This window comes from Sorangium sp. So ce295 (genome assembly GCF_051527405.1).
In the GTDB taxonomy this organism is placed as follows: Bacteria; Myxococcota_A; Polyangia; order Polyangiales; family Polyangiaceae; genus Sorangium; species Sorangium cellulosum_B.
Genome location: NZ_CP150324.1, coordinates 1178537 through 1198552 on the forward strand (window position 1 = coordinate 1178537; position 20016 = coordinate 1198552).

At 68.3% G+C, this 20016-nt stretch carries 16 protein-coding genes; 9 read left to right on the top strand and 7 right to left on the bottom strand.

Annotation, left to right across the window (positions count from 1 at the left end; all coding sequences use genetic code 11):
- Positions 1-202 precede the first annotated feature (202 nt).
- Positions 203-712 (top strand): chemotaxis protein CheX, encoded by a 510-nt coding sequence (locus WMF11_RS04445; protein ID WP_437907147.1) that lies wholly within the window; start codon positions 203-205, stop codon positions 710-712.
- Between the two features lie 31 nt (positions 713-743).
- Here the strand turns inward: WMF11_RS04445 and WMF11_RS04450 are convergent, their stop codons facing one another.
- Genes WMF11_RS04450 through WMF11_RS04460 form a run of 3 tightly spaced genes read right to left on the bottom strand, consistent with a single transcriptional unit; the run spans position 744 to position 2935 of the window.
- Positions 744-1043, bottom strand: a complete 300-nt coding sequence (locus WMF11_RS04450; protein ID WP_437976544.1) for a hypothetical protein — start codon at positions 1041-1043, stop codon at positions 744-746.
- A 47-nt stretch (positions 1044-1090) separates the two neighbouring features.
- Positions 1091-1546, bottom strand: coding sequence for a hypothetical protein (locus WMF11_RS04455; protein ID WP_437976545.1), 456 nt, complete (start codon positions 1544-1546; stop codon positions 1091-1093).
- Between the two features lie 18 nt (positions 1547-1564).
- Positions 1565-2935: a hypothetical protein gene (locus WMF11_RS04460; protein ID WP_437976546.1), complete on the bottom strand. Its 1371-nt coding sequence runs from the start codon at positions 2933-2935 to the stop codon at positions 1565-1567.
- Positions 2936-3480: 545 nt separating this feature from the next.
- Between WMF11_RS04460 and WMF11_RS04465 the strand changes: the two genes are divergently transcribed.
- The 7 genes from WMF11_RS04465 to WMF11_RS04495 all read left to right on the top strand — a co-directional run bounded on the left by WMF11_RS04465 (position 3481) and on the right by WMF11_RS04495 (position 12727).
- Positions 3481-6270: a nitrate- and nitrite sensing domain-containing protein gene (locus WMF11_RS04465; protein ID WP_437976547.1), complete on the top strand. Its 2790-nt coding sequence runs from the start codon at positions 3481-3483 to the stop codon at positions 6268-6270.
- Positions 6271-6318: 48 nt separating this feature from the next.
- Positions 6319-6855 (top strand): chemotaxis protein CheX, encoded by a 537-nt coding sequence (locus WMF11_RS04470; RefSeq protein WP_437715744.1) that lies wholly within the window; start codon positions 6319-6321, stop codon positions 6853-6855.
- 35 nt (positions 6856-6890) lie between these two features.
- Positions 6891-7268, top strand: coding sequence for a response regulator (locus WMF11_RS04475; protein ID WP_437549671.1), 378 nt, complete (start codon positions 6891-6893; stop codon positions 7266-7268).
- 327 nt (positions 7269-7595) lie between these two features.
- Positions 7596-9524: an ATP-dependent nuclease gene (locus WMF11_RS04480; RefSeq protein WP_437976548.1), complete on the top strand. Its 1929-nt coding sequence runs from the start codon at positions 7596-7598 to the stop codon at positions 9522-9524.
- Between the two features lie 539 nt (positions 9525-10063).
- Entirely contained in the window at positions 10064-10336 is a 273-nt protein-coding gene (locus WMF11_RS04485; protein ID WP_437976549.1) for a hypothetical protein, read from the top strand.
- A gap of 323 nt (positions 10337-10659) precedes the next feature.
- A complete protein-coding gene (locus tag WMF11_RS04490) occupies positions 10660-11490 on the top strand; it encodes an SDR family oxidoreductase (RefSeq protein WP_437976550.1) in 831 nt (276 codons plus the stop codon).
- A gap of 148 nt (positions 11491-11638) precedes the next feature.
- On the top strand, positions 11639-12727 hold the full coding sequence (locus tag WMF11_RS04495; RefSeq protein WP_437976551.1) for a nuclear transport factor 2 family protein: 1089 nt from the start codon (positions 11639-11641) through the stop codon (positions 12725-12727).
- 171 nt (positions 12728-12898) lie between these two features.
- Here WMF11_RS04495 and WMF11_RS04500 read toward each other — a convergent pair whose 3' ends face one another.
- The 4 genes from WMF11_RS04500 to WMF11_RS04515 all read right to left on the bottom strand — a co-directional run bounded on the left by WMF11_RS04500 (position 12899) and on the right by WMF11_RS04515 (position 18654).
- Positions 12899-14395 (bottom strand): carotenoid oxygenase family protein, encoded by a 1497-nt coding sequence (locus WMF11_RS04500; RefSeq protein WP_437976552.1) that lies wholly within the window; start codon positions 14393-14395, stop codon positions 12899-12901.
- A gap of 110 nt (positions 14396-14505) precedes the next feature.
- Complete coding sequence (locus WMF11_RS04505; RefSeq protein WP_437907158.1) at positions 14506-15240, bottom strand: hypothetical protein; 735 nt, start codon at positions 15238-15240, stop codon at positions 14506-14508.
- Between the two features lie 234 nt (positions 15241-15474).
- Positions 15475-17397, bottom strand: coding sequence for a glycosyl hydrolase (locus WMF11_RS04510; RefSeq protein WP_437976553.1), 1923 nt, complete (start codon positions 17395-17397; stop codon positions 15475-15477).
- A gap of 483 nt (positions 17398-17880) precedes the next feature.
- Positions 17881-18654, bottom strand: a complete 774-nt coding sequence (locus tag WMF11_RS04515; protein ID WP_437907160.1) for an acyl-CoA desaturase — start codon at positions 18652-18654, stop codon at positions 17881-17883.
- 529 nt (positions 18655-19183) lie between these two features.
- Here WMF11_RS04515 and WMF11_RS04520 point away from each other — a divergent pair.
- Positions 19184-19993, top strand: coding sequence for a transglutaminase-like domain-containing protein (locus WMF11_RS04520; RefSeq protein ID WP_437865948.1), 810 nt, complete (start codon positions 19184-19186; stop codon positions 19991-19993).
- Positions 19994-20016: the final 23 nt, after the last annotated feature.

Genomic DNA, 20016 nt, shown 5'->3' on the forward strand with positions numbered 1-20016 from the left:
AGCGTTTATCATGCGGCGGCAGAGCACGAGACCGGAGGGGGAGTCCGACACGAGGTCGGGGCACAGCATCTCTGACCGCCCCGGCGCCGAGCGTCGCGACTCGTTCCCCCCGCCCCGATCCGGGCAGCCACCCTCCGGGCCCGGGCGCTCCGGCCCGCCCAGCGAGCCGTCGTCTGCTCCAAGGTCTGCTTCGTCGCGCAAGGTGCGGACCATCGACGTCCTCGTTCAGGGCGCGACCGTGGAGCTCTTCCATTTTTACGGCGTCGCCATCGCGCCCGCGGACATCGGGGAGAGCCGCGACGAGGCGCTCGTTCACAGCGATCCCGTGAGCACGGTCGAGTTCTCCGCGCCCGGCTTCTCCGGCCTGCTGGCCTTGTCGGCGCACCCCGGCGTGTTTCGCGCGATGACGGGGCTACCGACCGGGCTCGACAGCGTCGACGACTGGATGCGCGAGGTCGTCAATCAGCTCATGGGAAAGGTGAAGAGCCGCCTCGCGCGGTTCCAGATAGCGCTTCACGCCGAGCTGCCGCACCTGCGCCGCGCGAGTGACGTGGCGCGGCGGTACCGGGGCAGCAAGCAGCAGTTCTGCTATGCCTTCCGGACGTTGAAGGGCGAGGTCGTCGTCACGCTGGGCGGCGACTTCGACGAGAGCTCGCTGGTGTTCTCGAACTCGTCCCCGCTTCCGCTCGATGGCAAGGTGATCCTGTTCTGAGCCCTCTTGCGCGGCACCCGCGCCGCGCAGTCTAGGGGCTGCCGCCGCCGGCACCGCCGGCACCGCCGCTGCCGGTGGCGCCGCCGCCGCTACCGCCGCTGCCGGTGGCGCCGCTGCCGCTGCCCGTGGAGCTGCCGCCGCTACCGCCACTGCCCACGGCGCCGGCGCTGCCGCTGCTCGTGACGCCGGGCGGCGGGAGCGGTGCGAAGCACGCGTTTCCGATGACCTGCTGGCCCGGGTCGCAGGGGTCGGAATCCCAGCATCCCACGAGCATCGCCGCGGAGATCGCGCCGAGGGCGACGACCAGGGCGCCGCGACGGGTAGGCGGCATGATGCGAGACGGGTGAATGACCATCGTTCGTTCCTCTCTCCACGGACTCACGGCGGCAAGACCTGGCCGTCGCGGATGCGCGCAATCACCTTGACGGTGGGGTTCAGGTCGCTGGCGGCGATGTACCCGATGCCGCCCGCCTCCTCGCCCACGGCGCGGAGCACGGCGCTCGGACTCGCCACCTTGCGCGGTGGCCGCTCGCCGCCGCGGATCTTCCGGTCGATCCAGTAGCGGGCGACGCTCTCGGTATCGAGGCCCAGCACCGCCATGTCGAAGCGCTGCCGCAGCGGGGAGCCCTCGGGGAGGTTCACCGGCATCACCGACCGGCCGTACCACTCCGTGCGCGCCGTCTGGAAGATCGGGCGGAGCGTGTCGCGTCCCGCCGCCCGCACGGGGTTGGCCTGGTTGACGACGACGACGATCTCGTCGGTCTCCGCGAAAGACGAGGCCGACGGGGTCATTCCGAGAAGGGCCAGGAGGAGCAGAAGGAATCTACGCTTCATGATTGCGTTGAACCTCTCTCAGAAGGCCATGACCAGACGAGCGACCGCGCTCGTGGTGCGGAGGTCCGGCGCCACCGTGCTCTGCTCACGCAGGGCGGTCACGATCGTGCGTAGCACCTGGGTCCGAAGTGTGACGTCGGGGGTGATGTAGAAGTTCAGACCGCCGCCGAACTGGAGCACGGTATCTTGCCCGCCGTAGAGCGGCACGTGGATGGCGGAGCCGATGAGGAACGGCTCCATGTTCAGGAAATCGAACCGGTGTGCCGCCACGGCATACGTCGAGGTCTTCCAGGCGTCCGGTGTGTAGAAATTGGATACCCTCTGGCGCTTCCCTTCGTCATAGACCACGCGGATGACCGCTGCCTCCGCGCGCAGGCGGGTCGTCCCTATGTCGAGCGAGACGTCGCCGGCTCCGGTGTACTCCTGGAACGACCACGTCGAATGGACGTCGGGGCCGGACTGTCCGACCTTGTAGTCGGCGACCCAGTCGCGGGCCCTGCCCGTGATGAACGACGTCCCGAGCTTCAACGTCAGCTTGCCGGGGTCCTCGTAGCTGGCGTGCAGGCGGCCGCCGAACCCGCGGTTGTCGTCGAAGGCGAACGGCGCGTTCTCGTTGCGCCCGTTGCTCACGTACGCGTTGTACCCGAGCTCCCACGGGCCCGTGAACATGCTGCCATAGACCATGACCCCGGTCTGCCGCGTGGGAAACAGGCGCGCCGTGATGAACGTGGGGATGACGGTGGTGATGAGCACCGGGCTCCCGTGGTCGACGTTGTAGATGCCGATCGGGGTGAAGAACTGCCCGACGCGCACCTTGAAGAGGTTGAAGCGCGTCCAGTCGATGTGGGCGCGCTCGATCGACACGAGCCCTCCATAGGTGACCGGCGAGGTGAGCGAGGTCGCGGTCGAGTCGAAGGCTTCATACGGCGCCGTGGTCACCCGGCGCGTCACGTCGGGCGGCAGCGGCGTCGTCGCCGGGACCGGGGCCCCGCCGGGCGCGGTCGTGAACCGCAGCTCCCCGAGAAAGCGAAAGTGATCGCTCGGCTGCGCGTCGAGGTAGAGGTTCAAGTTCGCCACGACGAAGTTCAGGGCGTTCGCCTGCGGGAGGGTGACCGCGAGGATCGAGTTCTCCGGGACCCATGTGCGCTGGACGCCGACGTCGACGAACCCGTAGATCCGGAAGAGATCCTTGTTGTCGTCGTGCTCCGGCGCGGCCTGCGCCTCCTCGAGCGCCTCGAGGCGCTTCTCGAGCTCCGCCGCTCGCTTCTCTGCAGCCGCGAGCCGCGCGGCGATCGCATCTTCTCCGGCGGTGGCAGGCGCGGCGGGCGTCGCCGCGGCCGCGCCGGTCGCGGCGGGCGCCGCGGGGGGCGCTCCGGTCGCGGCGGGCACCGGGGCGACACCGGCGCCAGGGCTCTGCGCATGCGCGAGAGATGCCGTGACGAGCACTGCTCCGATGGCTGCGCTCGAAGCGCCCGCGAGGCGACCTGTTCGCGCTCGCCGCAGTGAACTCCGACCCATCATCATTGATTTCTCCCCGTTCGCAGAGCCTTCGTCGCGGCTCCAGCCGACGTCGAACGCGCTCTTGCGGACTCGCAGACTTCACGCGTAGCATACACGGCCACGAGGGCGGCCGTGAACTCGGCGCGCTCCGTTACGCTCCGGTGCACCACGGCTGGGTGAGACATCACAACAGGAAAGAACGTGAATCAGAGGAGCGTACATGGTGCGCGGGCGAACGTCGATGATGACTCCACGTGTGCACGTGTTGATTGTCATTTGCGTCAGCCGCGCCGCGCGCGGGGGGCAGCTCGCCCGGTGCTCGTGCTGAGTGCGCCGCGCGGGGGGACAGGCGTTCGCGCGAGACCTCTCGTCATGAAGCACACGAGATGCGCGCGGGCGCCGCGCCGCGGGGGCCACGCCGGGGGGACGGGGGCATGCCGACATTGCGTAGCGCTTCGATTCGACTGAAGCTGTGGTCGCTCGCCGGCGTCCCCGTCGCGGGGGCCCTGCTGCTGGCGGCGATGATCGTCGGCGACGCGCGGCAGCAGGCGGCGAGGGCGGCGGGGATAGGCTCGATCGAGGACCTCGCGCAGCTCTCCTCGATCATGGCGCAGCCGCTGCACGCCCTCCAGAAGGAGCGGGCGTGGACCGCGCTGGTCGAGGGGCTGGAGGCCCGTCCTCCGGAGATGACCGACGTCGAGGGCGAGCGGCGCGCCGCGCCGCCGCTCAATCGCGCAGCGGAGCTCCTGAGCGCCGGCGGCCAGCTCCGGGACGCGCGGGCGGCGACCGACGAGAGCCTCGCCCAGCTCGACGCGTTCCTGGCCGCGCGCGACCTCTCCGGGCTGCCGCGCCGGCTCGCCCGCGATCTCGCGGAGGGGCGCGCCAAGGTCGGCGAGCTCGGCGCGTTCCGGGCCCAGGCCGACGCGAAGACGGTGTCGCTCGACAGCGTGCTGAGGGTCTTCGGCGGCATCAACGTGAGCCTCATCCGGGCCAACGCCGGCCTCTCCGAGCTGAGCGACGAAGGCGAGCTCCTGCGCAGCATCCAGTCGATCGTCGCCGTCCACGAGTTCGCCGAGCGCGCCAGCCGCCAGCACGCGCTGCTCGCGCACGCCTTCGCGTCCACGCTGTTCGAGCCGGGGGCCTTCAAGACGCTCGTGACGCTGATGACGGAGGAGCAGCTCTATCACGAGGAGTTCATCGCCAACGCGTCGGAGCCGGCGCGGGCGCTCTACGACGCCGCCCGCTCCAACCCGCGCGTGCGGCGCGCCGACGAGCTGCGCGCCGCCGCCATCGCGTCGACCGACGAGGCGCTGGCGATCGATCACGACGCGTGGTTCGAGGCGCAGCAGGGGCGCGTCGACGGGCTCGCCGCGATCGAGGAGGAGGCGATCTCCGGGATGAGGCGCGCCGCGGCGGCCAGGGTGGCGGACACGCGGAGGACGGTGCGCGACGGCGTCGCGGTCTCGGCGTTCGTGCTCCTCGTGTCGGTCGCGCTGGCGCTGGTCCTCGTGCGGGGGATCTCCCGGTCGCTCGAGGTCCTCGGCGAGGCCGCGGCCCACGTCCGGCGGACGCGCGACTACACGACGCGCGCCCGCAAGACCGCCGACGACGAGTTCGGGGCGCTCACGGACGCCTTCAACGAGATGCTGGCGGGCATCCAGGCGCGCGACGAGGTCCTCGAGGGCCACCGGCAGAACCTCGAGGCCACCGTCGCCGAGCGGACCTCGGAGCTCGAGAAGCGCAACCGGGAGATGCGCCTCGTCCTCGACAACGTCGATCAGGCCCTCGTGACCCTCCACCGGGACGGCACGATGGAGCCCGTGCACTCCGCCGCCTTCGAGCGCCTCTTCGGCGTGCCGGCGCGCGACGAGCACTTCGCCGATCGCATCGCCGGCCACGATCCGAGGGCCAGCGCGTTCCTCAGGATGGGGTGGGAGGCGGCCTGCGACGACTTCCTCCCGCTCGAGGTCGTCCTCGACCAGCTCCCGAAGACCTTGCACCGCGAGGGCCGATACCTCGCGCTCGGCTTCAAGCCGATCCTGTCGGGAGAGGGGCAGTTCAACGGGGCGCTGATGGTGATCACGGACGTCACGTCCACGATCGCCTCCGTGCGCGAGGCCGAGCAGCAGCACGAGTATATCCAGGTGTTCGAGCGGGCCGTGAAGGACCGGCTCGGCCTCGTCGGCTTCGTCAACGACACGACGAAGCTCGTCGACGCGGTGAGCGCGCGGTCCAGCGGCGAGGTGGACGAGGTGATGCGCCTCGTGCACACGATCAAGGGGAACGCCGGGCTCTGGGACGTGACGAGCGTGGCGAGGGTGGCGCACGAGATCGAGAGCTTCGTCGTCGAGGAGCGCGCGCTGCCGTCCGACGAGCAGATCGACGCGCTGAGGGACGTGTGGCTCGCGTTCGTGGGGCGCGTGAGCGTCCTGCTCGCGTCGACGGCGCAGTCCTCGCGCGCCGACGTCGGCCATGAAGAGGTCGATGCCCTGCTCGCCATGGTGCGCCAGCGCCGCGACCCCGCCGAGATCGAGCGGGCCATCGCGGCCCTCCGCGAAGAGCGGACCGAGGTGCGGTTCAGCCGGATGAAGGACCAGGCCGAGACGCTGGCCCGGAAGCTCGGCAAGCCGAAGCCCGAGGTGCGCATCGACGCCGGGGGCGTCCGGCTGCCCGCGTCGCGGTTCGCCGGGATGTGGCAGGCGCTGGGCCACGTCGTGCGCAACGTGATGGACCACGGGATCGAGCGGCCGGAGGCGCGCGAGGCGGCGGGCAAGCCGTCGAGGGGCACGCTCACGCTCCGCTCGCGGATGACGGCGGACGAGATCGTCATCGAGGTCGGCGACGACGGCGCGGGCATCGACTGGGAGCGCGTGCGCGAGAAGGCCGTGGCCGTCGGGCTGCCGGGCGCGACGCGGCGCGATCTCGAGGCCGCGCTGTTCGCGCCGGGCTTCAGCACGGCCGAGCAGGTCACGGACGTCTCCGGCCGCGGCGTCGGTCTCGGCGTAGCGCTCCACGAGTGCCGGCGGCTCGCGGGCCGGATAGAGCTCGACACCGAGCGCGGCCAGGGGACGACCTTCCGCTTCCGGTTCCCCCGGGATCCGAGCGACGCCGCGGGGGCGCCGCTCACGACTGCCTCGCTGCCGCCTCCGAGCGGGCGGGGCTCGCTCGTACCGCCCCCTTCGCGGGGCGGATCGAGCCCGGGCATGGCGTCGGGGAGCGTGTGACACGGTGAGCACATCGACAATGCAGAGCGAGATATCGAGGAGAGGGGAATGAACTCGGAGAGCTGGGACCGCATCCACGAGGAGCTCGCTTCGTCGTGCGTCCACCTGTTTCGTGACAACGGCGTCGAGCTCGGGCGGCTGGACGACGCGGCGTCGGAGGCGACGCCGGGCAACGCGGTGGTCTCCTTCATCGGCTTCACGGGCGACCACCTTCGCGGGAGCCTGACCATCGTCGCCCCCGCGGCGCTCATCACGCGCAGCCACCCGCTGCGAGAGCGGCGCGAGATCGACGAAGACATGGTGTGCGACTGGGCGAGCGAGCTCGCCAACCAGCTGCTCGGGCGGGTGAAGAACCGCCTGCGCCACCTCGGGCTGGTCATCGTGCTCTCGACGCCGAGCGCCGCGATCGGCGAGCACCTGCGCGCGAGGGAGGAGCAGAGCGAGGGCTTCCGGCGGCTCCTGTTCGCCGCGGGGCCCGACCGGCTCGTCGTGCTCTTCGACGCGCTGGCCCCCGACGACGCGCTGGAGCTCGAGGAAGTGAACATGCCCGATCCGCAGCCCGAGGGGGAAGTGCTGCTGTTCTGAGCGGATGGCCGTACACGCAAGAGGAGACACGTCACATGGCCAAGAAAATTCTTCTCGTCGAGGATTCGAGTACGGTCCGCCAGCAGGTCGGCATTCTCCTGTCGGGGGCGGGTTATGGCACGCTGGAAGCGGACAACGGCCGAGATGCGGTCGCCACGGTCGCCGCCCACAAGGATGATCTGGCGATGATCATCGCGGACGTGAACATGCCCGTGATGAACGGGATCGAGATGATCCAGAGCTTGCGGGACAAGGGGCTCGCGTCGGGCGTCCCGATCCTGATGCTCACGACCGAGGGGCAGCCGGAGCTCATCGAGAAGGCCCGGAAGGCCGGCGCGAAGGGCTGGATCATCAAGCCGTTCAAGCCGGATCTGTTGCTCGCTGCGGTGAAGAAGCTCGCCGGCGAGCCCTGAAGCTGCGGCCGCGCGAGCCGCGGCCATTCCGCGACATTGGCCTGACCGAGGAGCGTCGCTCCCCGGTACAACGGAAAATCGGCGACTGCCGCCGGTGTTGGATGGATCTGCCCTGCGGCGCAGGACAGCGCTCGGTGGTTGCGGCGCAGCGCCGATCCGTGTGATCCTCTGTGCGGGAGGTCACCCAAGGCGCCCGAATAGGCAAACCTGGTCCACCGGCTTCGGTTGACCTGTCGACTCGTCGTTGGGCAGGCAGGAGCACGATCGATAGTGTGCGCAACCACAATTCGGAAGCCTCTCCCACGAAACGATTATTAGGAGTCGACTATGACCCTTGCAATCGACATCTCTGTCAATTTGCCCAACCTCTTTGGTGGGCTACCTCAGAATTTGATGATCGTAGACGGCTTAACGACATTCGTTGGTCCGAACGGGTCTGGAAAGACTCAAGTGCTCCACGTGTTACGCGACGAGCTCGGTCGGCATTCTGCCGGAAAGAATGTTCGATACCTGTCTCCCGGACGGCTCGCCACCATCGAACACGCTCGTTCGGACCTCGACGGCCACCGAGGAGGAAGGGCAGAATTTAATCCCACTTATATCGGGCAAAAGCAACACCTGCGTAGACGCCACGCTGCCTCAGGAATTGCCGGTGATGTTCTGGCACTCCATGAACGACCTGACCTCCGCATCAAAGTCGAGGCACGACTTCAGGCGCTGTTTCGTCGTAGAATCGACCTTGAGTGGACGCAAGCGGGACTCCAGGTGGACTTCACGAGGACAGATAATGGTAGTTCGTACTATGCTAGTCAAGAGGCGAGTGGCTTGCTGCATTTGGTTTCGATCTTGGCCGCCGCATTCGACGATGGCGTCGGCGCGTTGCTACTTGACGAGCCCGAAGTGTCGCTGCACCCGCAGCTTCAAGCATACGTCCTTCGCGAGCTTCGCGGCGTGGCAGGGGATCCCGCTCTGCCTGGGAAAAAGCTAGTAGTAATCTCGTCCCATTCTCCAGCAATGCTCCAGGCTCGTCGGCCCGAGCATTTGACGAGCATGGTCTTCTTTCAGGACTCAACCGCGCCGTGGAGGCAAATTCCCGCTGCCACGCCGGAGCTCCGCTCGAAAGCGATCGCGGGACTTCTTGCTCGAATGGGAGAGTCTCATCGTGCCGCCTTCTTCGCGCGACTGTTGCTCCTCGTGGAAGGACCAAGTGATGAGATCATTGCTAATGCGCTGGCAGCGCGGCTGGAGCTTCCTCTCGACGCATCAGGCACGCAGATCGTGCCCGTTATCGGTAAGGGTGAAATGGGGTCGGTACGAAAGCTCTTTCGTCTGACGGGGAAGATATGCGCCGTGTTGGCCGACCTCGATGCATTTGTCGACGACGGTAAGCTTACGGGAGAATTTTGCGACCATCCCGCAATCGAACAAGCGCTTCAGACCCGTGGCCACCGAGATCTTCGGAGCTTCTCCACCGCTGTTCGCGACGACTTGAAGAAAGCACTGGCAGCGAACTATGATGATCTCGGCCCCGCCGTCGAGCGACATCCGTACTGGATCAATCGAGAGCCCCAGGCGTCGCCTGAGAGCGCGCGCTATAGAGCCGGCACAGCGACCCTCCTTAGCATGAACGACGAAACAATTGCATCGCTTCCAAACTCCTCCCAGTGGTCGTCCTTACGCATGCGCATCGTGGCACTCCTAGATGCCCTTGAACTTGGTGACTGTTTTATCCTCCGGCGTGGGGCCCTTGAGAGTTACTCGCTATCGACGTCCGCGTCAGACATCCGCGGCAAGCCGGAAGCTGCTGTCGCCGAAGCTGAGCGCATCGAGACGGAGCCCGAATTGCGCGTTCGCCAGGAGTTCGGTGATATTATCCGCGCAATCGAGTATTCTGCACCCCGACCACGTGTGGATGAGGCCGCGCAACTCCGGCAGATACTGCTAGCGGCCTTAGCTCCGTGTCTTGACAATACCACTAAGACAACCACCAATATCGAATTAAACCAACGGGTTCGCAACTTTGTCAAGGATCGAGCGGCACTCCTTTCAGTTGAGAATCTCACGACAACGGGATCGGCACGTCTGCGGGTGTCCCTCAATTCGACGATCCTAGATGCGCAGAGGTTTCCCATCGAGGTAACGCGCGAAAATCTCTACGCCGTACTAGACGCAGCCCTTCCGTCTCGGACGTCGAACGTAGTAACTCAGGTGCAACAGGAGAGGACTTCTAACGGCTGCACGGGACGAACCGCGTGAGTCGACAATGCCGCCCAACCCGGCGCTGAACCTCACGGTGCTTCGCGCTGCGGGTTGCCCTCACGTTATCCGGACGAGAGTGAGCGACGGCGTCCGCCGCAGGGGCGCGCCCCCGAAGGAGGAAGACGTGGTGAGAGGACGAACGCGTCGAACCGCGACCGTCGGCGAGTTGCTCGATCGCCGGCGCATCGACCTCACCGATCGCGATTTGCGACGCACCCCCATCACCACGACGGGTCCTGGGTGGTGGGCCGTTGCCTAAACATCCCGGGAGCGTGAGCGCTTTCGCTCGCTGACGCCGTGGCGCTCGTCAAACGCGTGCGAGCATCCGCCACGCGCGGCGCGCGCGAGAGCCTCTAGCTCTACTGCGGGAGTCGGTCTGGAAAGCGAACCGCCATAATGCTAAAGGCGCCAAGGAACCAGGGAACTCGGAGGGGAGATGCCGGGGCGACCCTTTCCCTCTCCTCTTGGCGGCCTTGGCGGCCTTTCTGCTGCTCTGGAGCAATTTCCCGCAGTAGCGCTAGGCGCTGGCCGCGGCGGTGCCCGTGCCGATTGCGAGCATCACGATCCGCACATACCGTAAGCATCCGCCGACGACCGAGGAGCGGATCGCCGACAATCGTGCGCAAACCGCCGCCGACTCCGTAATGTATTGCGAGGCCCTCGGGACCGCGGCCGAGGCGCGCGGCTGGTTCGTGCATTGGTACGACCGCGAGCGCGTGTTGCGCGACGCTGCAGTGGTGCTCGGCCGCGAGGACCTAAAGTTCTCTGTACGCGATGGGTCGATCGATCGCGCCACCCTGGCAGGTTAAATCCAAACTTGCGGCAGCTGCGGCGCTCTCGGTCACAGGGCATCCAGCGCCGCGGCCAACCACCGGATAACATGCAATTTCAGTGAACGGTGATACGGAATCGTGCATGACACCTTATCGCGCCGCCGCTGACCTGGAGCGTTGGTCGGGCGCGGCGCCACGAAGGGCGGCACGCTGGTACGGGCGTGTCGCCGCAGGCCACGTGATCGAGCGTCCACGCGTCGGCCGACATCGCGGAGAGCGCGTTCGCGTGCGCCCGGTGCGCCGAGCGGGACCTTGACACGAGCGAGGTTGTCGTATTGCCTATCCTGCTCGGAGAGCCCATGAAAAAAACCTGGAAAGATGCAGTCACCTTCATCACAGGCGGCGGCTCGGGGATCGGTCGAGCGCTCAGCCTGGAACTCGCGCGGCGCGGCGCGCGCGTGACGGTGACGGACGTGAACGGCGACGCCGCTGCGAAGGTAGCGGCCGAGGCCGGAAACGGTGCTTCGTCGCGCGCGCTCGACGTGCGCGACGAAGCGGGCATGCGCGAGGCCATCGAGGACACGGCCGCCCGCGGCGGGCGCCTCGACTTGCTCATCAACAATGCAGGGGTCGGCGTCGCCGGCGAGGCGCACGAGATCCCGCTCCCGCACTGGAACCGCGTCCTCGACGTCAACGTGCGCGGCGTGGTGCATGGCATCGTGGCGGGCTACCCGATCATGGTGCGCCAGAAGAGCGGCCATATCCTCAACGTGGCTTCGCTCGCCGGCCTGGGCCCGGCGCCGCTCTTCACGCCGTACGCGATGACCAAGCACGCCGTCGTCGGCCTCAGCACGAGCCTGCGAATCGAGGCGGCGGCCTACGGCGTCCACGTCAGCGTGCTCTGCCCGGCCGCGGTCGAGACCCCGATCCTGGACTCCGAGAACCCCCCCGATCTGCCGGCGGTCCCGTGGGTTCCGAACGCGCGACGCCTGCTCGAGGCTTTTGCCGGCCCGCCTTACCCGGCCGACGCGCTCGCGCGCGAGGCGCTCGATGCGGCCGCCGCCGACGTGCCCGTCATCGTGCTCCCCTCGCGCGCACGCTTGCTCTGGCGCCTCGGCAGGATGTTCCCGGCGCTCGTCGAGAAGGGCGGCCGAGACGAGATCGCCAAAGAGCGAGCGACGCGAGGGTGAGCGTTCGAGCGTGGGGGGCTCCACCCCTCGGTGCAGACGATGAGCTCGCCATTCGAAAGGCTCCTTCAGAACTTCAGCACATTTGAAACGCTCCGCGGCCCATGCGCCGCGGATTGCCTCCGGGGGCGCGGCGCGATAGGGAGCGTGGATGAACATCGCTCCTTGGATCGGGCTGGCGGCCGTCTGCCTCTTCGTGGCGTGCTCCGACGAATCGGGCGATACGCCTGACGATCAAGGCGGCACCACCGGCGGCAACACGACCGCAGCGTCGGCGGGCAGCAGCGGCGCGGGGGGCGACGCGTCGTCCGCGGGCTCGACGTCCTCGGGCTCGACGTCCTCGGCTGGTTCTCCCGCTTCGACAGGGAGCGGCGGGGAGCCGCAGGGCTCGGGGGGTGACGCGCAGGGCTCGGGCGGCGACGCGCAGGGCTCGGGGGGCGGCGCGCAGGGCGGCGCCGGCGTCGGGGGGAGCGGCGCTGGCGTCGGGGGCGGCGACGTTGGGAGCCGCTGCGATCCGGAGGAGTCGCGCGCGAACAAGGCCCTCGTCGCGCAGGCCATCGATGCGCTGTTCGTCCAGAAGGACGTCTCGGCGATCGATCGCTATTGGGCCGATCCCTACCTCCAGCACAACCCGATCGCGACGAGCGGCGTCGCCACGCTCAAGAACCTGATGCGGGGAATCGTCACGTCGGGGTCGTTCAGCTACCAGCGCCTGCGCACGTTCGGCGAGTGCGATCTCGTGGTCGTGCAGGGCCGCTATTCACAGACCGGCGTGATCTTCGACATGTTCCGCGTGAAAGACGACAGGATCATGGAGCACTGGGACTCCGACTCGAACCAGGCCTCGGCGACGGACGGCCCGACGGCGGTCGAGGACGAGGCGCTCACGGGACAGAACCGCGCGCACGTGCTGGGCTTCATCGACGCCGTGCTGATCGGAGGGGCGCACGCGCGAGCGTCGGAGTTCCTCGGCGCGAGCTACGTCGAGCACCGCGACACCGACGCGAGCGGCCCCGCCGCGCTCGTCGAGTACGTGAAGGACGAGGGCATCAGCTACGTCAAGGTGCACCACGTCATCGCCGACGGGAACTTCGTCTTCACCCTGTCGGAAGGGAAGCGCAACAACGCCGCGTATGGCTTCTACGATCTGTTCCGCGTCGAGGGCGGCGACATCGTCGAGCACTGGGACTCGCGGCGCTCGGTGCCCAGCTCGACCATGAGCGGGCTCCCGATCTTCTAGAACACCGATTACATCGAAACCCGGAGAATTTTCACAGGGAGGCGAGGAGGCGGGGAGGAAGAAGAAATGAATTTCTCCCTCTTCCTGTCTCTCGCTCCCCGCCTCCCCGCCTCCCTGTGAATTCCTGTTTTTTCTCGTGGTTTCCGCCAGCCGGGGCGGAAGCCGCGGCTGTCAATCCGCGCGGGGCAGGAACGCCCCATGGAAGGTCTGGGGCGAGGCGTGGAGCAGGTGGACCCGCGCCGCTGGCCCATCGTTCATATGCGCAGCGTCCCAGACGTGGATGGCGCTCTTCCCGGCCTTCGCGTCGGTGACCAGGGCGAGCACGTGGCCGTCGCCCTCGGGAGCGCCGGGCGCGCGCGGCACGAAGACCGGCTCCGACGGGCGCTCGTGGTGTGCGACGGACGCCAGGGTGATCGCGCCCGTGTCGACGTCGACGCGCGCAATGGCGTTTCCGTGCGGGTCGTCGGCCCGCCCCTTCGTGGCGAGGAAGACGGCGCCGTGCCGATCCCCCTCGACCCGGGGGTCGACGCGCGGGAACTCGCCGACGACGCCGCCGAGGTCCTCCACGAGGAGCTGCTCGCGGCCCGCGCGCACGCGGTGGCGCACGAGGACGCCGCCGTCGACGGAGGCGAGCTCGGGCCGATCCGGGTCCTTGCCGATCGCGCCGAGCGTGGCGAGCGTGCGGTGGCGGACGAGGTCGACGACGAGGTCCTCGCCGTCGTCGTAGGCGTTCGCGAAATGCCACTGGAAGAACGCGTCGACGCCGAAGCGGCGCACGCGGGAGACGTCGTCGATGTCGACGACGATCACCTCCGTGCCCCGGCGGGGCTCGAAGCGCACCCAGGACTCGAAGCCTCCCCACTGGAGCATCGCGCGCCCCACCCGGATGATCGCGGGCGAGACGAAGAACACGAGGTGCCGGCGGGTGGCGCAGAAGTCGTGGAGCATCACCGGCGCCGGGAGCGGCACCGCGCCGAGCGAGCGCGCGCGCCCGTCGTCGTCGTCGACCGCGTAGAGGTCGATCTGGGTCCTGCGCCCGTAGCGGACGCCGAAGTTGTAGCTCGTCTTCCTGGCAGCAACCCGGTGCGGGTGGGCCGAGAAGGTGGGGCCCACCGCGCCGCCGAGATCGCTCTCGCCGAGCGTGTCGAGCGTCGCGGGATCGAGCTCCGTCGGCCTGCCAGACTCCACGAGCGCGAACAGCCGGCCGCCGGCGAGGAAGGGGCTCGTGTTCGCGACGTTCTTGCCCCTGCGCTTGCCCTGCAGCGCGTGGAGCACGCGCTTCGGCCAGGACAGGGTCGAGCCGTAGAGGCGGCGCCCGGCCGCGAGCTCCTCCACGAGGCCGCGGCTGCGCACGAGGCGGTGCGCGCCCTCCGCCCGGCCGCCCGACAGCCGTACCGCGAGCACCCCTCCGTCGGCCTCGAAGGAGTGCGGCACGCGGACGCCGAAGAGGGTCGCGCGGGCCGGGCCCACCCGAAACAGCGTGCCCTCGAGGCCTTCGGGCAGCGTCCCCTCGACGGCGAGCGGCGTGAAGCCATACTCGGCCTCGAGGTCGAGCGGGTGATCGAAGGCGCGCGCTCCGCGAGCGGCGTCCGCGGAGGCGCCCCCCGCGCCGGCGAAGGCGGCGTCGAGGGCGGCGTCGAAGTCGGGGGCGGACAGGGCGATGGACATGGGACCTCCGGGCGGCCGATGTGATCGACGATCCCATCGGCCGCCGGTGATGTCATCATCGATCACATTGGCGGGCGTCGAAGCGGCCGGCGCACCGGCGCCGGCGCTCGTCAGTGCAGCTTGTCCTTGGCCTCGGCGAGCTCCTCGTTGATCCGGTCCACGAACGCGTCGAGGGTCATCGGGCCGTTGCTCGCGGCGGCGGCGGCCTCGATGGCCTGCGAGGCGAGGGAGGTGAGGCGCTCGACGTAGGCGAGCTGGCCCTCGAGCTTCTCGTAGTCCCCGTCGACGAAGTACCCGCTGTCGTCCTTGACGTCGAGCTCGGGCGCATAGCGCTGCTTCACGTACCGCAGGATGGCGCACACGGCGACGTGGACCTTGGGGCCGGCGAACTGCGTCTTCGTCCAGTTGTAGCGGCTCCCCTCCTTGAAGAACTCGACGCCCGGCGCCTCTGGCAGGCTGGGGACGCTGACGCTGACGCGCGGCCCTCCGCCGCGCCCGGCCTTCTCCTGCGCTGCGCGGGTGAGGTTGCGCGTGATGGCCGCGGACTCCGCCAGCGCCTGACGCATCATGTCCGCCATCTTCGAGTCGCTGAGCAGCGCGTGGTACGTGTGGTTGATGAAGGTGCCTTCACCGTCGAAGTGAAAATGGAGAGGCTCGCATTCGCGGTGGGGATAGAGCGTGATGCCCTCGAGACCCGAGCAGGTCACGCGCCGATCGGCGATGAGCTCCTTCATGGTCTTGCTGGGCCAGCCGGCGGCCGCGGCCTTGGCGGCGAGATCCGCGACGAGCTCGGGGACGACGATCGGGTCGCGGAGCTTGCCCGAGTACGCGATGGAGATGCCCATGGTGCCTCCTGAACGATCTCCCCTTACTCCAGCGCCGTCGTCGAGGCCAGAGCGCGCCGGGGAGGGAGCCCTCGCCGCGGCGACAAGGACAGTGAAAGAGCCGCCGGAGCGAGGGAGCTCCGGCGGCTCTGGGCCGCCTGGGACCGCCTGAACCTCGACACCTGACCGCGAGGCCCGGGGCTCGGCCTATCCTTCACGTCTAGAGCGGATGTCCGCTCCTCGCCCCTCGCCGGGCTACTGGCAGGCTGTCGCGCCGAAGCAGACCGCCGGATCGTTTGCGAAGCGACGGAAGTTGTCCGCCTCCGGGTGGCCCGGGAAGGGAACATAGTAATAGACGGCCTTGTCGTCGAAGTCGCTCCCGTCGTAGTAGGTCTGCCACGTCAGCGCGTAAGCGACGCCGGCGCTCTTGGCGAGATCGAGGAGGTGGGTGTTGTACCAGTCCTCGGTGAGCGCGCCCTGCCCCGCGTCCGGAAACAGGCTCGTTACCTCGGCGGAGGAGAGCGCGACGGCGCCCGCCGAGCCGAGGCCGTAGTTGGCCAGGAACTCCGTCCGCAGGCGCTCATCGAACAGGGTGTCGTGCCACTTGCTCACGTGCTCTGCCGGGTAGAGCGTGAGCGACGCGCCCGCGGTGAGCTTGCTGACCCGGTGGAGGAGGTGCAGCCGGTAGGTGCCCGTCTCGGTGAGCGCGTGAGGCTTGCCCTTGGCCGCGCCGATCGCCGCGACGGCGCTCGCCATCGCCTTCATGTCCTCGAGATCTGCCGGGGACGCCGCGCGCTCGTACGGGTAATAGAGATCGATGCCGAGGATGTCGATGAGGTCGTCGCCAGGGTACGCCTCGAGGTAGTACTCCTCCAGCAACGCGGACGGCGGCTGGCCGTCGGTCTCGAGCGCCGCGATGGCCTCCTGGGGCGGGCTCTCGTAGGCCGCGCCCAGCTCGGTGAGCTCCTCGACGAGGCGGGCCCGGAGCATGTCGCGAGAGAGGCTCTCTGGATCCCTGACCTTCGCCTCGGCGGGCGTCACCGAGCTGTCGCTCAGCTTTCGCACCTTGTCCGTCGAGTACGCGAAGATCACGTTCTCCATCCCCGGCTCGCTCCGGACGGCCTCGGCGAACGTGCGGTACGCGGCGCTGTAGGCGGCGGGGCCGGTGACGGCCTGATCGTCGTCCAGCAGGGCCTGGCAGTTCCAGTAGGGCTGACCCCACCAGAACCATCCGCCGGTGTGCTCGTGGAACGGGCGGAGGACGATCGGCTTGCCGTCGAGCCCATGCTCGCGGAGGAACTGGGCCACGTACTTCGCGTGGGCCACGAGCCAGTCGCGCGCCGAGATCCCGGCGTGGGTCCCCTGCTCGATCGGCACGTCGTTGGCGATCTTGCAGATGCACTTCAGGTTCTCCGGGATGTCCGCGCTGGAGCCGAGGGAGCGCGAATAGTACGTCTCGGCGTAGAACGGGGTGCCTCCGCCCTGGGCGTGAATCGGGACGCTCTGTCCGTCGACCGTGAGGGTGGCGAGCGGCGTCTCGATGGCGTCCGCGAAGTCCGAGGTGCTGATGTCGTAGTTGCATGGGGGCGTGTGCCAGTCGAAGGCCACCATCCCGCCCGGCTGCTCCAGCAGGTACGCCGCGGCGTCCGCGGTGACGTCGCGGCGATTCCAGGGGACCGGATCGAAGACCATCGCGTCGAGGGAGACGCCGAGCAACCCGGGGTTCTCTCCCACGGTGGCGCCGGCGTCCGACGACCACTCACGCTCGCCGCGGCTGGCGGCGCCCGCCATGCTCGAGAACCAGTCGTTGGTCGACACGAGCTGCTTGGTGCCCGGATCGTAGAGCCCCCACGTGATGGCGTTCTCGTAACCGAACCGGAACTTGCCGGCTCGCGACGACGTCCAGAGGTCCTCGAGGAGGTCGCCCCTCGGCGTGTCCGGGAACTCCGGTGGATCTACCGGCGCGCCTCCCGTGCCTGACGACGTGCTCGACGACGTGCCTCCCGAGGTGCCCGACGACGCGCCTCCCGTGCCTGACGACGTGCCCGACGACGCGCCTCCCGAGGTGCCCGACGAGGTACCTCCCGGCGGCGTGTCCTCGTCCGACGACCCGCAGGCGGCCGTCAAGCACAGGAGGAATGCGGCATAAACGCGTGGACTGAGCGGGACAAGATTCATGGGTTCTCCCCTGCGAACGGTGCCAGTGCCGAGGCGACAATAAAGCGTGTTAATCGGTTCAGTGTCAACGGCCATCTCACCAGGGGAGCGGTGCGCCGCCCCGGGCTTCGCGCCGATTTCACCCCGAGTGCCCCTCGGCGCGATGCTGCGGTGCGTCACCGCGCAGCTGGTTCACCGCGAGCGCATTGCCGGCAGGTTCGGCCGGCTGCCGCCGGCGCGCCCTGTCCCGGAGCCCTGCCGGGACAGGTTCTTAACCGGTTCTTCGTTGATGGGGTTGCATCCAGCGAGCGCGCTTGAGCGCATGGCCTCGGCGGCCGAGGTGGCGACCCATCCATGGGTCGCTGCGGAAGCGGTTCCTACCGCCCGCCACCCGCAGCTGGCCCGCGGCGAGCACCACGCCGGACAGCCGGACCCGCGCGCTCCTTCGGTTTCGTTCGCCTACCAGGCGGCCGGATCAGAGATGTCTCTTCCAGGGAGGGGAGCTCAACCCTCGGCACCCGTGGTCCCGGTGTCCAACCGGGCGACCTGGCGCCTGCCGCCCATCTGGAGGATGCCCATCCAGGCGATCACGCGGATGACCTGGTAGGCCGGGTCGATCTCGAACCAGCGCACCGCGAACGTCGGGCTCTGCGGGTACTTGTGGTGGTTGTTCTGGAAGAGCTCGCCGAGCGTCACGAGGTCAAGGGCGAGCGTGTTGCGCGAGTCGTCGTCGCTGTTGAAGTTGCGGTAACCGTAGCGGTGGCCGCACCAGTTCACGATGGCGCCGTGGAGCGGGCCCATCGTCCAGTGGAGCGGGACAAACAGGAACTGCCACCATTGCGTGGCGAAGGCGATGTAGAAGAGCGCGTAGCCCGTCCCCCACGCGAGGCGGCTGGCCCACGAGTTGCCGATGCGGTCGAGCGCGCGCCACTCGGGGTAGCCGCCCAGAAAGCGCGGCTCCACCTCCGCCGTGCCGTCGCAGATGGCGTCGTAGCGCTTCGCGGTCGACAGCATCATGGAGACTGGCTCCGCGTAGTAGCGTGGCGAGTGCGGGTCCTTCGGGGTGTCGCTGTACGCGTGGTGCATGCGGTGCAAAATCGCATACGCCCGGGGCACAAGGTACGAGGAGCCCTGCGTGACGTACGTGAGGAGATGGAAGATCCGTTCCCAGCGCTTCGACATCGTGAACATCCGATGCGAGGCGTACCGGTGCAGGAAGAAGGTCTGGAAAAAGACCGATAGCGTCGAATGGGCGATCAGGATGGCGACGAATTCCATGGCTCGCTTGTACACCCAGGTTGGGCCCACATGCGGTCAGCTCACGGTCACGATTCGCGAGGTCCGTTGCCGCGTCGCTCGTGCGAGCGCCTCCTTATGCCACGCGATTTCGTCCGTGGAGGCGAGTCCGTGACGGGCGAGTTCATCGACCGGAAACAATGCTGTGCCGCCAGGCGCCGCTCTTGCAAATATAGCGTCGCGCGCCGCCTTATCACGACGAGCCGAGCGTTGAGACCGTCAGCGGCGGCGGATCGTTCTTGACATACATGGGCGCTGCGTACAGAATGTTTCAGTAAGCCATTCGAGCGTGCGCCGAAGAGTTCGTCGCGCTCGGGGTCCAGGGGCTCGCAGCGGCGTCGCGCGGTGCGGGCTCATCGAGCTCGACGTGGGATAGCTCGTCCGAGCGCTCCATCGCGGCGGGGAGCTGGCGCGGCCGGCCGTCGCGCGGCGGCTCGTGCGCCGCAGGAACAGGGTGCCTCGCTGCGTCCTGCTCGTGACTGGAGCCGCGCCATCACATCGAGGTGCACGCATGCAGATCCGCGTAGGATACGAGCTGCTCTACGAATTCCCACGACCGACGCCGGTGATCCTGACGCTGAGCGTCCACTACTCGCGTGCATCGGATCTGGTGCGGCCCGATCATATGCTCACCAGCCCGTCGATCCCGGTCCGAGCTTACAGGGATGCCTTCGGCAACTGGTGTAGCCGTATCGTCGCGCCGGCGGGTCAGCTGAAGATCTCCTCCGACGCGGTGGTGAACGACACGGGCGCGCCGGACCGCGTCGTGACATCGGCCGAGCAACACCCCGTCGATGCGCTGCCAGAGGAGACGCTGGTGTTCTTGCTGGGCAGCCGGTACTGCGAGACGGATCGCCTGTCAGAGGCGGCGTGGGACCTGTTCGGCCAGTCGCCCACCGGCTGGGGTCGCGTGCAGGCCGTCTGCGACTTCGTTCATCGGCACATCGCCTTCGGATACGAGTTTGCGAGCCCTACCAAGACGGCGGAGGAGGTGTTCAACGACCGGAGAGGCGTCTGCAGAGATTATGCGCACCTCGCGATCGCGCTCTGCCGTTGCCTGAACGTTCCGGCTCGTTACTGCACCGGCTACCTGGGCGACATCGGCGTACCTCCTCCCCACGGGACGATGGACTTCTCCGGCTGGTTCGAGGCCTATCTCGGTGGCGAGTGGCATACGTTCGATGCGCGCAACAACGTGCCTCGCATCGGGCGCGTGCTGATCGCCCGCGGGCGCGATGCCGCCGACGTGGCGATCACCACGACCTTCGGCGAGAACACGTTGCGGAGCTTCCGCGTCTGGACGGACGAGGTTGTGGGCTAGCTCCGCCCGGGGCAGCCTCGCGC